Annotated in this window: 10 protein-coding genes; 4 read left to right on the top strand and 6 right to left on the bottom strand. The window is 73.7% G+C overall.

What is annotated here, in order from left to right:
* Positions 1 to 113 precede the first annotated feature (113 nt).
* Both WMF33_RS01820 and WMF33_RS01815 read right to left on the bottom strand, forming a co-directional pair.
* Positions 114 to 1,385 (bottom strand): cytochrome P450 family protein, encoded by a 1,272-nt coding sequence (locus tag WMF33_RS01820; RefSeq protein ID WP_437335527.1) that lies wholly within the window; start codon positions 1,383 to 1,385, stop codon positions 114 to 116.
* A complete protein-coding gene (locus WMF33_RS01815; RefSeq protein WP_437335526.1) occupies positions 1,382 to 1,999 on the bottom strand; it encodes a TetR/AcrR family transcriptional regulator in 618 nt (205 codons plus the stop codon). The genes WMF33_RS01820 and WMF33_RS01815 overlap by 4 nt, the downstream gene beginning before the upstream one ends.
* Before the next feature lie 167 nt (positions 2,000 to 2,166).
* On the opposite strand from WMF33_RS01815, the gene WMF33_RS01810 reads away from it, so the two are divergent.
* From WMF33_RS01810 to WMF33_RS01795, 4 genes are all read left to right on the top strand, one after another.
* Positions 2,167 to 2,919 (top strand): AzlC family ABC transporter permease, encoded by a 753-nt coding sequence (locus tag WMF33_RS01810; RefSeq protein WP_437335525.1) that lies wholly within the window; start codon positions 2,167 to 2,169, stop codon positions 2,917 to 2,919.
* Positions 2,916 to 3,245 (top strand): AzlD domain-containing protein, encoded by a 330-nt coding sequence (locus WMF33_RS01805; RefSeq protein WP_437335524.1) that lies wholly within the window; start codon positions 2,916 to 2,918, stop codon positions 3,243 to 3,245. The genes WMF33_RS01810 and WMF33_RS01805 overlap by 4 nt, the downstream gene beginning before the upstream one ends.
* A gap of 90 nt (positions 3,246 to 3,335) precedes the next feature.
* Positions 3,336 to 6,557: a P-loop ATPase, Sll1717 family gene (locus WMF33_RS01800; RefSeq protein WP_437335523.1), complete on the top strand. Its 3,222-nt coding sequence runs from the start codon at positions 3,336 to 3,338 to the stop codon at positions 6,555 to 6,557.
* 100 nt (positions 6,558 to 6,657) lie between these two features.
* Positions 6,658 to 7,422, top strand: coding sequence for a glutathione S-transferase (locus tag WMF33_RS01795; protein ID WP_437335522.1), 765 nt, complete (start codon positions 6,658 to 6,660; stop codon positions 7,420 to 7,422).
* A gap of 57 nt (positions 7,423 to 7,479) precedes the next feature.
* Here the strand turns inward: WMF33_RS01795 and WMF33_RS01790 are convergent, their stop codons facing one another.
* The 4 genes from WMF33_RS01790 to WMF33_RS01775 form a co-directional block, all read right to left on the bottom strand.
* Positions 7,480 to 8,160, bottom strand: coding sequence for a DJ-1/PfpI family protein (locus WMF33_RS01790; protein ID WP_437335521.1), 681 nt, complete (start codon positions 8,158 to 8,160; stop codon positions 7,480 to 7,482).
* 260 nt (positions 8,161 to 8,420) lie between these two features.
* Positions 8,421 to 9,362: a hypothetical protein gene (locus WMF33_RS01785; RefSeq protein ID WP_437335520.1), complete on the bottom strand. Its 942-nt coding sequence runs from the start codon at positions 9,360 to 9,362 to the stop codon at positions 8,421 to 8,423.
* Between the two features lie 51 nt (positions 9,363 to 9,413).
* Positions 9,414 to 10,754: a hypothetical protein gene (locus tag WMF33_RS01780; protein WP_437335519.1), complete on the bottom strand. Its 1,341-nt coding sequence runs from the start codon at positions 10,752 to 10,754 to the stop codon at positions 9,414 to 9,416.
* Between the two features lie 2 nt (positions 10,755 to 10,756).
* A complete protein-coding gene (locus WMF33_RS01775; RefSeq protein WP_437335518.1) occupies positions 10,757 to 12,919 on the bottom strand; it encodes a hypothetical protein in 2,163 nt (720 codons plus the stop codon).
* Positions 12,920 to 12,927 lie beyond the last annotated feature (8 nt).

Raw genomic sequence — 12,927 nt, 5'->3', positions numbered from 1 at the left:
CACGTGGGTCCTCCCCCGGCTTTCCCGGCTGCGCAGCGGAAAAGACGACCTTTCTGCCACACCGGGACACTGCGCGACATGGGCGCACGAACGCCCGGCGCGAAGAGCGTGCTCTACAGCGGCGCGCCCGCCTCAGGCGGTCGCGTCGCCCGGGGGACGGAGTAGACCGGCGCCGCCGCGCACTTCACCGGCAGCCGGTCGAGCCCGCGCAGGATGGATGACGGCTTCCACGTCAGGGAAGAACGCGGCACGGCGAGCCGCAAGCCGGGGAGATCCTGGACGATCGCGGGAAACGCGATCTGCGCCTCGAGGCGCGCCAGCGGCGCGCCGAGGCAGTAGTGCACGCCGCTGCCGAAGGCGAGGTGCCGGTTGGGATCGCGGTCGAGCACCAGCCGCTCGGGGCTCGCGAAGACCTCCTCGTCGTGGTTCGCCGAGCCGAGCACCGCGAAGAGCCGCTGTCCCCGCGGGACCACGCGCTCGCCGAACGCGACGTCCTCCGTCGTGTACCGCTCGGTCGCGAGCTCGACCGGGGTCGTGAAGCGCAGGAGCTCCTCGACCGCCGGCTTGATCAGCGCAGGCTCGCGCCGCAGGCGGTCGAGCGCCTCCGGATCGTCGAGCAGGGCGAGCGTCCCGCTGGCGATCAGGTTCACCGTCGTCTCGTGGCCCGCCACGACCAGCAGCATGACCATCGCGAGCAGCTCCTCCTCGCTGAGCCGGCTGCCCGCCTCCTCGGCGCGCACGAGCGCCGCGATGAGATCGTCCCCGCCCGTGCGGCGGCGCCGCTCCAACAGCGCGCGCAGGTAGCGCAGGAACATGTAGAGAGACGGCATCGCGAGCACCATGTCCACGCTCGTGGCGATCCCGATCATGCGGTTCGTCCAGGCCCGGAAGCGCGGCCAGTCCGCCTCGGGAATGCCGAGCAGCTCGCAGATCACCGTCATCGGCAGCGGCAGCGCGATCTCCTCCAGGAGGTCGATCGCGCCACGCGCCCGCGCCCGCGCGATGAGGCGCTGGGTGATCGCCTCGACGCGCCCGCGCAGCTCCTCCACCCGCCGCGGCGTGAAGACCTGATGCACCAGGGCGCGCAAGCGGGTGTGATCCGGCGGGTCCTGATCGAGCATGTTCTTCGTGAACGGGCGGAAAAACCCGGGCGTCCACGGCACCTGCCTCGCCCGCTCCTCCGGGCTGAGCGCGCGGTACGGGTCCTTGCCCAGGCGCGGGTCCTTCAGCGCGGACGCCACGTCGGCGTAGCGCGTCACGAGCCACGCGGGCTTCCCGTCCTTGAGCACGGTGCGCACGACCGGCGCCTCGGCGCGCAGCCGCGCGTACACGGGATAAGGGTTTGCTTTGTGCTTCGCGCTGGAGATATCGGGGACAGACATCATGCTGGACCGCCTTTCTTGGAAGCTCGTGGCCGCCTGGGCCGGCGCCCCGCGCCCGCCTCGGGCTGCGCGAGCGCGAGGAGCGCGTCGCGCAGCGCCCGCAGCTCGCCTTCGCTGAACGCCACCGCGCCGAGCGCCTGGGAGAGCCAGAAACCGTCGAGCGCAAACTGGATCGCGATGGCCCGCCCCACCGGGATGTCCTCGGCCGCGTCGCGCGCGACCGCCTCGGCGGTCAGCTTGCTGCCGTGGCGCGCCAGCGCGGGCTGAGCGCTCGCCGCCTCGATCATCGCGAGGAGCAAAGCGCGAGGCGCCGCGGTCTCGCGCTTGTCCTCGTCGAAGGTCAGCGCGATCTGCGCCCGCAGCCGGGCGCCCCGGGGCTCCGGGTCCTGCGCCGCGCGCTTCGCGGCGTCGTCGTTCACCCGCGCCGTCAGCCGATCGACGATCGCCGTGAGGAGCGCGTCCTTCGTCGCGAAGTGGTGAAAGAAGCCCCCTTTGCTGATCCCCGCCTCGGTGATCACCGCCTCGACGGTCAGCTGGTTCACCCCGCGCGAGACGATGAGCCGCTCGGCCGCGTCGAGGATGCGCTCTCGCGCGCTGGAGTAGGTCCGCGCCGGCATCTAGGAGGTATACCGACCAGTCGGTCGGTATGCAAGGCGATCGCTCCCCGCCGGCGCCGGGCGCCGGAGGATCCGGGAGCAGCCGCCCTGGGCGGGCGGCGGCGCCGGGCTGGCGGCCTTGACTTTTGCAGCCCGTCTGGACAGTTCCTACCCCCTCGAGCGACCGCATGTCCTTCGCCGCCTTCGCCCGCGCCACCGCGCTCCACCCCGAGTTCCGCCGCGGCGCGCGCGAGATGCTGCACGTGTCGCTCGGCGTCGCCGCCTGGGGGCTCGTGACCGGCGTCGCGATGGTCAAGAGCGGGCTCACGGCGCCGCTCGCGGTGCTGATGTCGCTCGCGGTCTTCGCCGGCAGCGCGCAGCTCGCCGCGATGCCGCTCATCGCGTCCGGCGCGCCGATCTGGGTCGTCTGGGCCACCGCCGCCTGCGTGAACCTGCGGTTCGTGATCTTCAGCGCGATGTGGCGGCCTTACTTCGCGCCGCTCCCGCGCTGGCGGCGGTGCCTGTGCGGCTACTTCAGCGGCGACCTGAACTACGTGATCTTCATGAAGCGCTTCCCCGTGCCCGGCCCGACGCCCGAGCAGGAACCCTATTTCTGGGGCGGCGTCGCGACGAACTGGTCGGCATGGCAAGCCTCGTCGCTGGGCGGCATCGCGCTGGCCAACGTCATCCCGGTCGAATGGGGCCTCGGCTTCGCGGGCGTGCTCGCGCTCCTCGGCGTGACGTGCTCGCTGCTCCAGGACAGGGCCACCTGGCTCGCCGGCGGCACCGCCGCGAGCGCCGCGGTGGCCGCCTACGCGCTGCCGCTGAAGCTCAACATCCTCGTCGCCATCGCCGCCGCGGTCGCGGTCGGCCTGGGCATCGAGGCGGCCGAAGGGGCGCACCGACGCGCACGCCAGGGGGCCGAGGAGGCCCGGCGATGAGCCCCTGGGAGATCTTCGTCGCCATCCTCGGCCTCGCGCTGATCACGGCGTTCACCCGCGCCTTCTTCCTGTACCCCGACCAGGATCTGCCGCTGCCCGGCTGGCTCCGGCGCGGGCTGCGCTACGCGCCGCTGGCCGCGCTTGCGGCCGTGATCGTGCCCGAGGTGGTGATGACGGACGGGCACCTGATCGCGACCATGCAGGACGCGCGGCTGCCCGCGAGCCTCGCGGCGAGCGTCTACTACTTCTCTCGCCGCGACATCCTGGGCACCATCGTGACCGGGATGGCGGTGTTCCTGCCGCTGCGCATCGGACTCGGCTGGTAGCCGCGGGCACACCGGTTCTCCTGAAGCGCCGGGGCTGGTACGCTGCGCGACATGTCGGATGAGAGTGCCCACCGACCGGAAGGAGCCACGGTGTCCTCCGCGGGTCAGAGCGACCTGTCGCGGAAGCGCCTCGGCCCGGGGGACGTCGTTGGCGAGCGCTGGCGGCTCGAGGAGTTCCTCAAGAAAGGGGGCATGGGCCGGGTCTTCCGGGCGGCCGACCTTCACCTCGGCGGTCCGGCGGCGCTGAAGCTGATGGATCCGGGGGTCGTCGGGACCGAGAAGGCGCGCGCCCGCTTCCTCCGCGAGGCGCAGACCGCGGCGAAGCTGCGGGGCACGAACGTGGTGCAGGTCCTCGACTTCAACGTCGATGCCGCGACGCAGGTGCCCTACATCGCCATGGAGCTCCTCCGCGGCGAGGACCTGGCCGAGCGGATCGCCCGCGGGCCGCTCTCCTACGAGGAGACGGTGGCGGTCCTCGGCGACGTCTGCAGCGCGCTCGGCAAGGCCCACCGCCTCGGCGTCGTCCACCGCGACATCAAGCCGGCCAACATCTTCCTCGTCGACGACGATCGCCCGCTCTGCAAGGTCCTCGACTTCGGGATCGTCAAGCTCGAGGACCTCGGGCTCGATCGCCAGGGGACGCCGCAGACCGACGCGGGCGCGACCCTGGGCACCGTGAGCTACATGAGCCCGGAGCAGATCGCCAACGCCCGCGGCGTCGATCACCGCGCGGACCTGTGGTCGCTCGGCGTGATCGCCTACGAGTGCATGACCGGGCGCCGGCCCTTCCGCGGCGAGTCGCTGTACGAGCTGGTCCACAAGATCTGCTTCGATGTCCCGCCGGCGCCGTCGCGGCTGGCCGAGGTCCCGAGCGGCTTCGACGCCTGGTTCGCCCGGGCGACCCACCGCGACCGCGACCGCCGGTTCGCCTCCGCCGGCGAGCTCCTCGAGGCGCTCCGGGCGCTCGCCGGCCGCCCGCCGGACAAGCCCGCGCCGAGGCCGCCCCCCGGCGGCGCGCCCGACACCCCGAAAGACCACAGCTGGATCTCGGACGCCAACCAGATCGACATCGGCGCCCTGAAGGACCTGACCTTCAAGAACGCCGTGGTCCGCGAGTTCCTCGACAGCGCCAAGAAGCACTTCGTCTCGGGGAGCAAGGGGCTCGGCAAGACCCTCCTCCTCACGTACAAGCGCTCGGTCCTCAGCGAGATCTACCTGGCGACCGGCCGCGAGCGCCGCCACGCCGCCGTGCAGTTCATCCCGGAGGGGCGGCCGTACCTCGATCTGATGGGCGACCTGCCCAGCGTCGACCAGCCCCAGCGCGATCTCATGTCGCGGCTCCACGACTGCAAGCGGCTCTGGAGCTTCAGCCTCCGCCTGTCGATCGTCTCCTACCAGTCCGGCGCCGGCGCCGGCGATCCCGAGGACCTCTCGCCGCTCCCCCGGAACCTGCGCGGGCTCCTCGAAGGCCGGCCGGTCGAGCCGACGATGGTGCTGAAGGAGCTCCTCTCGATGACCGTCCGCCAGATCAACCAGGTCGTCGACGCGATGGAGCGCCCGCTCGAGCGGCGGCTCCGCGCGCTCCACAGCGGCGTCTTCATCTTCATCGACAAGCTCGATCAGGCGCTCCGCGGGCTGCCGCGGGACGCGTGGATCCACATGCAAGCCGGGATGATCGAGGCCGCGTGGGACCTGATGAACGCGAACCCGCACGTCAAGATCTTCGCCACGATCCGGGAGGAGGCGTTCTCGGCCTACGAGTCCGACATCAAGAACAACCTCTTCGGCGCGACCGCGAGGCTCCGCTACGAAAAGCACGAGCTCTTCGAGCTGCTCGAGAAGCTCACGTATTATTACGAGAGGCTGCCGCTCCGCGAGTTCATCCTCCTCGACGAGGTGCGCGCGGGGCGCTCGTCCCGCGGCGAGTCGACCTTCGACTTCCTCTGCCGGCACACCCTCGGGCGGCCGCGCGATCTCGTGATCCTCGCCTCGGAGATCTCGCGCAACCGGCAGGCCCTCGACGAGCGCACCTTCACGCGGATCGTGCAGAGCACCAGCGCCGGCCTCCTCGTCGCCAACATCTTCGACGAGATGCGGGTCTTCCTCGAGGTGCTCCGCCACCGCGACAAGCGGGCCGAGTTCCTCGCCCTGCTCCCCAGCGACGTCCTCACCCACGACGAGCTCGTCGAGGTGTGGTGCAAGTTTCACCAGGTCGACCGCGCGTACTTCGATGCTCACGGCCGGGACGCCGACGACGTCTACCACCCTTTCCGCGAGCTCTTCGAGTGCGGCCTGCTCGGCGTGCTCGGCGCCGAGCCCGGGGCCGAGCGCCAGGTCCAGCGCTTCCGCCAGCCGCACGACGCCGTGGTCGGCTCGCGCCACGCGCTGCCGCGCTCGCGGTATTACCTGCTCCACCCTTCCCTGCGCGCGCTGATCGAGCCGCTCCCCGGCGGCGGCCAGTTCAACGCGATCCGCAACGTCGTCATCGGCCACGGGGAGCCCTGGCCCCGCCACTGGGACCTCGTGGTCGACGTGCAGCGCGAGCTCTTCCGGCGCCCGGACGCCGACGAGGAGATCGCCGACGCGGTGTTCTCCCTCCTCGACCGCCTCTCGGCCGATCTCGCCGACGGCGAGGGCGAAGGCGCCGCGCGCCGGGCGATCGCCGCCTCCCCCACCTTCGCCCGCCTCAGCGCGCACCTGGAGCGCATCCACTGGGACGAGCTCCACATCGCGCTCCTCGAGCTCTTCCCGGCCGCGCGCCGGGAGGAGGAGCCCGAGCTGACCGACCGGGTGGAGGTGGCGATGCTGCTCATCGATATCGTCCGATCGACCCGCCTGCTCCAGGACATCGGCGATACGAGCTTCGTCGACCACCTCCACCGGCTGCGCGGCGCCCTGCGCGGGTCGACGAGCCCGCGCCTCCTCAAGGGGACCGGCGACGGGTACCTCGCGGTCTATTCCACGGTGGCCCGCGCGGTCGAGGCGGCCCGCGTGCTCCGCGGCGCCGTCGGCGACGCTGCCGAGCTCCGGCTCATCGTCCACTGGGGCCGGGTGCGGATGAGCGATCACGACGTCCTCGGCGCGGAGGTGCACCGGCTCTTCCGGATCGAGGCGGTCACCGAAGAGGATCGCGCGGACGAGCCGAGCTCCGGGGTCGCCCTGCCGCGCCCCGGCCGGGTGACGCTCTCGCGCGCGGCGGCCGCCGCGCTCCCCGACGCGGCGCGCGCGGACTTCCGCCGGGCGGGCGCGTTCCGGCTCAAGGGGTTCGACGCGCCCGAGTCGATCTGGGTCGAGCTCGACGCCGGCGCGTGAGATCGCCCGGGGTGGGCCCGAGGGCCGCCGGCGACGAGCCGCGCCCTCGACGGGCGATCGGCCGAGGGCGCGCGGGCGCGTGTGGTAGGCTGCCGGCGCCATGACGGAGCTCCTGGGCCTCGTGTTCTCGCCGTGGACCGAGAAGGCGCGCTGGGCGCTCGACGTCCGCGGCGTGCCGTACACCTTCCGGCACTACCAGCCGCTCCTCGGCGAGCCGGCGCTCCGGTTGAAGCTCCGCCGGCTCACCGGCCGCGTCTCCGTGCCGGTGCTCACCGCCGACGACGGGCGCGTGCTCGCGGACTCGGCCGACATCGCGCGCTGGGCCGACGGGCGCGGCGCAGGTCCGACGCTGTTCCCGGCCGAGCACGAGGCCGAGATCGCGCGGATCGTCGACCTGTCGGAGCGCGCGCTCGCCGCCGGGCGCGCCCGCGCGCTGTCGCGCATGCTGGCCGACGACGAGGCGCTCGCCGAGATGGCCCCGCCGCCGATCCGCCGCGCGCACGCCCCCCTCGCCGCGCGGCTCGGCGGGCTGGGCGTCCGCCGCACCCTGCGCAAGTACGGCGGCCACGAGGACGGCGCCGAGGCGCACCTGCGGACGATGGTCGCGGCGCTGGACGAGCTCCGCGCGACGCTCGCGCGGAGCTCGCCGTCGGGCCCGTCGGACGACGCGCCGAGGACGCTCCTCGGCCGCTTCACGTTCGCCGACATCGCGATGAGCCAGGTGCTCGTGAACGTGGCGCCGCCCGCCGCGCTGAAGCTCGGCGCCGCAAGCCGCCGGAGCTTCTCCGACCCCGAGCTGCGCGATCGCTACGCCGACCTCGTCGCGTGGCGCGACGAGCTCTACCACGCCTTCCGGACGGCCTGACGGGCCCCGTCCGGCGCGCGAGGCATCAGCGGGCCCTCGGGGTCGACGCGCCGCGCCTCACCAGCGCACCGCGGCCTGCTCCGCGGCCTCTTTGGCCTGCGCGAGCGCCGGCGCGATGCGGCCGCGCAGCCCCTCCACCACGGCCGCGGGCGCGGACTCGGGCGAGCCCGCCTGGAACGGCGGATCCGGGTCGTACTCCAGCACGAGCTGCGCCGTCTGCGCGGCCTCCTCGCCTCGCATCTTGGCGGCGATCCGGAGGCCGAAATCGATGCCTGACGTCACGCCGCCGCCCGTGATGCGGTTCTGGTCCTCGACGTAGCGCGCGTCGACGCGCTCGGCCTCGAGGAGGGGCAAGACCTCGCGGAACGCCCAGTGCGTGGTCGCGCGGTAGCCGCGGAGCAGCCCCGCCGCGCCGAGCACGAGCGACCCCGTGCAAACGCTCGTCACGTAGCTCGCCTGCTCCGCGCGCGCCGCGAGGAAATCGAGGACCGCGCCGTCCTTCATCACGGCGATCGTGCCCGCGACGCCGCCCGGAACGAAGAGGATCTCGAGCTCCTCGGGACAGGTGTCGAAGGTCGCCGTGGGGGAGAGGGTGATGCCCGAATCCGTCGTGATGGGGTCGAGCGTCTTCCACACGAGGTGTATTTTCGTATCCTCGAGGATGCTGAACGCGGCCTGGGGACCGATGAGATCCAGCGCGGTGAAGCCCGGGTAAATCAGCATGGCGATGTGCTGCATGGGGGAGCTCTCTCCTTCGGGGGTTGTGGGCGACTGCCCGGGAGCGCCGTCGTCCTGCGCGCATCCGCCGAGCGTTTGCAGGGTGGCGAGCGCGGCGCTCACGGCAGCGAGGTCCAAGATTTGTCGGCGTCTCATGAGGCCTGTGTACGCGCTGTCCTGCGGCGCGCCTATGCGACACGTTGTCCTGCGGCGCCGTGTCGCACGCGGGAACGCCGGGAGGAGCAGGCTCGCTCGATTCCGGAGGAGCGAAGGAGCTTGTCCTAAGGGCGCGGTTCGCCGCCTGCCGCGCCGCCGGCGCCCGCATCTCGGCCTCCGGCGCCGCCTCCTCCTGACCACCCGCCCTCTCCGAAGCCGCCCTCGCCCAGCCAGCCACCTTCGCCGAACCCACCTTCGCCCGACCAACCACCTTCCCCGGACCAACCGCCTTCCCCCGACCAGCCGCCCTCGCCGAACCAGCCCCCGACGCCGGCGCCGGGGTCCGGCGGGCGCAAGTCGCTCAGGTGCGCGAACGCGTCGGATCGCTGGGCCTGGCAGATGCCGAACGGCAAAGGCGGCTGCAGCACGCACGCCGCGCCCTCCCCGCAATCGCCGTCATCGCAGCAGTATCGCTGGCACGCGTAGAGACCGCCCCTGCACGTGAAGCCCGGGCCGCAGGTCTCGAACGCTATGGAGCAGGTCTCGCAGCTCTCCGCGTCGCCCGTCTGCCAGAGACACTGGAAGAGGCCGGCGAAGGCATCGTAACCGCAGTGCCCCACCTGCCCTTCGCACCCCTCGTTGGTGATGGGATTGCAGGTGACCATGGCCCCGTCGACCACGACGCAGCTCCCGTTGCTCGCGGCCGGGTCGGGCGGCGCATCGATGCACGCCGGGAGGAAGCCGCTGCCGGACAGGTCGACCTCCGCGTCGATGAGGTCGCCGTCGTCCGAGGTCTGCACCGCAACGCACTCGCCCGCCACCGGCGTGGTCCCTGGCCCGCACCGCACCGCGGGCGGCGTGCCCTCCGGCTCGGCCACGCACTCGTTCCCTCGCTGCACCGTCCGGTCGCCGCATACGAGCGACGGCGCCGCGGCCGCGGGAGGGGCCCCGCCGCCGTCGCCCTTGCAGGACGGGAGGATCAGCGCGCACAGCAGCGCGCCGAGCAGCGCCGGCCCCGCCGCGCCGCCGGGCGCAAGGCGCGCCCCAGGCCATCGCTTCCCAGACATGCTTCCGCTCTCCATCGCTCGGGTGGGTGCCATCGCTTCGGTGTCTCCGGCTCAGTCCAGCTTCGCCCCGGCCTCGATCCACGCGCGGATCGCCGCCCGCTCCTCGGCGCCGAGCGCCCCCCCGACGGGCATCGGCGCGGTGCCCTGGGCCCGCTCGGCGCAGCCGGGCTCGATCTTGCAAACCAGGTAGCTCTCGTCCGCCGCGCCCGGCGCGATCAGCGCCCGGCCCGGCACCTCGCGGGACGGCGCGCCGATGACCTCTCCCCCGGCGAGCGCGGCCCGCCGCAGGTCGAGCCCCGACGCGCGCTCGGCGCCGTGGCACGGGCCCGACGCGCAGCGCTGGTCGAAGATCGCCTGCACCGCCTCGTAGTCCGACGCCGCAGGGCCGCCGTCCTCCGGGTCGCTCGGACACCCCGCGTACGCGATGGGCTCGTCGGCGACGCGCGTGTCCGGCTGCCAGCCCTCCGGCAGCCCGCGCACGAAGCAGTAGAGCGCCCGCGTCGCCTCCTCGGACCAGCCGCCCTCGACGAGCGGCATGCGCGGCCCGAGCTCGTCGCCGAGGAGCCGCAGGTAGAGGAAGGTCCGCTCGGGCTTCCCGGGGACGAGCTGCCTCAGCCCGGCGCCGGCGGCGTCACGGCCGTTGCCGTTCGCGTCCCCGACGACAACGTCGGCGCCCCGCCGCGGCCAGCGCCGCAGGTCGAACGCCCGCGCCACGTCCTCGCCCGCCCGGCTCAGGTCGAGCCGCAGCCGCGACGCGGGCTCGAGCGGCGTGAACACGACGCCGCGGAGCTCCTGCCGGAGCTCGGCCTGGCCCTCCACGACCGGCGCGCGCACCCGCGCCACCGCGCTCACGTCGCCCGCGGGGCCGTCCAGCGCCACCGTCACCTCGGCGGGGACCCGCGGCGCGCCCTCGGGGACGATCACGCGCAGCAGCGCGCGCTCGACGCCGTCCGCGAACACCAGGCGGTCGCCCGGGCGCTCGCAGCCGTCGACGATCGCGCGCGGATCGCCGACGCCGGTCTGGCAGAACGCGCCCGCGGTCGCGATGAACGCCTCGAACGACGACAGCTCGGGCTGCGCCCAGCCGTGGTGGCAGCTGCCCTCGGCGCCCGCGCACGACGGCGCCACCGCGCCCTCGTAGAGGGCCCGCGGCGTCGGGAAGCGCGCCGCGGCCGGGTCGTAGCCGCTCGACGCGGAGGCGCTCGAGCCGGTCGGCGCGGAGGCGCCCTGGCCGCTCGACGGCGGGCCGCCGCCGTCGCCGCTCGCCGGCGGGCCGCCGCCGTCGCCGCTCGCCGGCGGGCCGCCGCCGCCGCCGTCGGAGCACGACGCGAGCAGGATCGCGCCGAGGAGCAGGCAAGGACGTCCCGGTGCACGGCGCCGCGAGGTGGCCATGGTCATTCCCTCCGCAGCCGGACGCCGCCCGGGGCGCACTCGACCTGGAAGCCGTCGATGGGCGGCTCGGCCGCGAGCCGCGCGCAGACCGCGCCGTAGGCGGCGTCGGGCGGCGTGAGCTTCGGGGTCGCCTCGACCCCGCGCGGCACCAGCGTACCCAGCATGAACTGCGGCGACTCGAGCAGCGCCCCGCACACGCCGCGCACCCGGCGCTCGATCTCCTCGGGATCGAGCGCCGCCACCTCGGCGTCGAGCGAGGCCCCGAGGACCTGCTCGAGCGCCTCGCGCTCGCCCGCGTCGCCGAGCCCGGGGTCGCCGACGATGCGGTCCTTGAGCGCCGCGATCAGGTCGGCCACGGTGGCGTCCGGCTGCTCCGACGCCGCCTTGAGGAGCCGCGCCACGAGGTCGCCCTCCGGGGCGATATCGCACGCGGCGAACCGGTCCTCCCAGACGAGGCGCGCCTGGAAGTCCAGCCCCCGGTGCCCGGGCTGGCCGTCGTCCACGAACACGCCGATCGCGCCGAGGAACGCCGCGTCGGCGATGGGCACGGCGATCGGCGCAGGCCAGTCGAGCGCGCCGTGGGCCGCGCTCAGCAGCGTCCGGCCCGACAGCGGCGCGATCGCGTCTCCGACGCTGTTCCTGCGGCGGGCGGGGTCCTCCTCGGCGATGATCCACGGGTCGAACAGGGGGGCGAACGCATACGGCTCGTCCGCGCAGCCGTCCTCCGGCGCCTGCAGGTTGAACCCGGGGCTCCGGAGCACCTCGAGGAGCAGGCGGACGTGCGAGAAGCCCGAGGCCACGAACGCCTCGGTGACGCGCAGCAGCTCGCCGCGCGACGCGGCGCTGCGCGGGTAGTAGTGCGCGACGGTGAGCGGCGTGCCGATGACCTCGCGCCACACCTCCTCGGCGATGTGCGCCGACACGAGGTACGCGAGCGCCTCGTCCGGGTTCGGGATCTCGCCGCGCTCGCCGCGCGAGAGGCCGTGCTGGCGCAGCCCGACGAAGCCCCGCTGCAGCGCGGCGGACAGGTCCCACATCGACGTGCGCGCGCCGCGCACGCTGCCGAGCAGCGCGTCGACCCCCGCCGGATCGTCGCTGATCTCCGAGAAGAACTCGCCGCACGCCGCGGTCCAGCCCCAGGGCCGCACCACCGCGTTCGGGAGCACGACGGGCAGCGGCTCGGCGTCGGCCATCGACGCGACCGAGAACCCGCCGAAGCGGAACACGCCGTAGGCCCGCGCGATGCCGTCGTGGCCGTCCTTCTCCGGGGGGCCGCTCGAGTCCGTGAACAGGCTCTTCTCCAAGAGGCCCGGCAGCGGGAAGAACCGGTTCTTGCTCGGCTCCGGGTCGAAGGTGACCGACGCCTCGCCGTTGTGGCAGCGCAGGCACACGATGTCCCGGTGCAGGTAGGCGCCGCTGAACCGCGCTCCGAAGTTCTGCCGGCGCGCGAGCTCGAGCTTCACCGGGTCCGCGTTCGCGCCCTCGAAGCTCTGCGACACGATGCTGAACAGGTTCGCGACGTAGATCGAGGAGACATCGTCGCTCTCGAGCGAGCCGAGCATCAGATCCAGCATCGAGAACTCGTCGCCCTGGGCGCGCGCCGGCTCGCGCCGCACGCGCTCGGCGGCCTTCCGGCGGGCTTCGCCGTCGGCGCTGAGCAGCGTCGAGAAGCACTTCGCGGAGCTCTCCGAGGCGCGCACGACGCGCAGGCTGTCCAGGTAGAAGTCCGTCCAGCGGCGGAGGTAGTCGAGCTGCGACGCCTTAATCATGGCGAGCACCGCGTAGCGCCGCCCCGCGCTGAGCGGCGCGCCCTCGGCGAGCGGCGCGCCGCCGTCGACCTGCCGGATGAGGTCGGTGTAGAAGCGCACCTCGTCCTGGCTGCGCGGCCTCCGCCCCAGCGTCGCCAGGTGGGCGCGGCGCACGAACGCCGCGTCGGAGTCCTGGCAGCGCGCGAGCGGATCCCTCGCCTCCTCCGCCGGCCGGTCCACGCCGGCGTCGGGGAGCTCGGGCGTCGGGGGCGCGCCCGCGTCGTCCTCGATGGCCGGCGTCTCGGGCGCCCCCGGCGCGCCGGGCGCGGGGTCGGGGCCGCAGGCGCCCGCGCCGAGCAGGGCGCCGGCGAGGCCTGTCGCAAGGAGCAGCGTGGAGCTCAGCGTCGCGCGTCTCATCGTGGTCG

The sequence above is a fragment of the Sorangium sp. So ce394 genome (assembly GCF_051474665.1).
GTDB lineage: Bacteria > Myxococcota_A > Polyangia > Polyangiales > Polyangiaceae > Sorangium > Sorangium cellulosum_D.
The sequence above is the reverse complement of the archived record's forward strand: the minus strand, read 5'-3'. Positions and strand labels throughout refer to the sequence as shown.

Excerpts from the sequence above, each read along its gene's own strand:
- WMF33_RS01790 (WP_437335521.1), bottom strand. The coding sequence starts at position 8,160 with ATGCAGCACATCGCCATGCTGATTTACCCGGGCTTCACCGCGCTGGAT.
- WMF33_RS01820 (WP_437335527.1), bottom strand. The coding sequence starts at position 1,385 with ATGATGTCTGTCCCCGATATCTCCAGCGCGAAGCACAAAGCAAACCCT.
- WMF33_RS01815 (WP_437335526.1), bottom strand. The coding sequence starts at position 1,999 with ATGCCGGCGCGGACCTACTCCAGCGCGCGAGAGCGCATCCTCGACGCG.
- WMF33_RS01810 (WP_437335525.1), top strand. The coding sequence starts at position 2,167 with ATGTCCTTCGCCGCCTTCGCCCGCGCCACCGCGCTCCACCCCGAGTTC.
- WMF33_RS01795 (WP_437335522.1), top strand. The coding sequence starts at position 6,658 with ATGACGGAGCTCCTGGGCCTCGTGTTCTCGCCGTGGACCGAGAAGGCG.
- WMF33_RS01805 (WP_437335524.1), top strand. The coding sequence starts at position 2,916 with ATGAGCCCCTGGGAGATCTTCGTCGCCATCCTCGGCCTCGCGCTGATC.
- WMF33_RS01775 (WP_437335518.1), bottom strand. The coding sequence starts at position 12,919 with ATGAGACGCGCGACGCTGAGCTCCACGCTGCTCCTTGCGACAGGCCTC.
- WMF33_RS01780 (WP_437335519.1), bottom strand. The coding sequence starts at position 10,754 with ATGGCCACCTCGCGGCGCCGTGCACCGGGACGTCCTTGCCTGCTCCTC.
- WMF33_RS01785 (WP_437335520.1), bottom strand. The coding sequence starts at position 9,362 with ATGTCTGGGAAGCGATGGCCTGGGGCGCGCCTTGCGCCCGGCGGCGCG.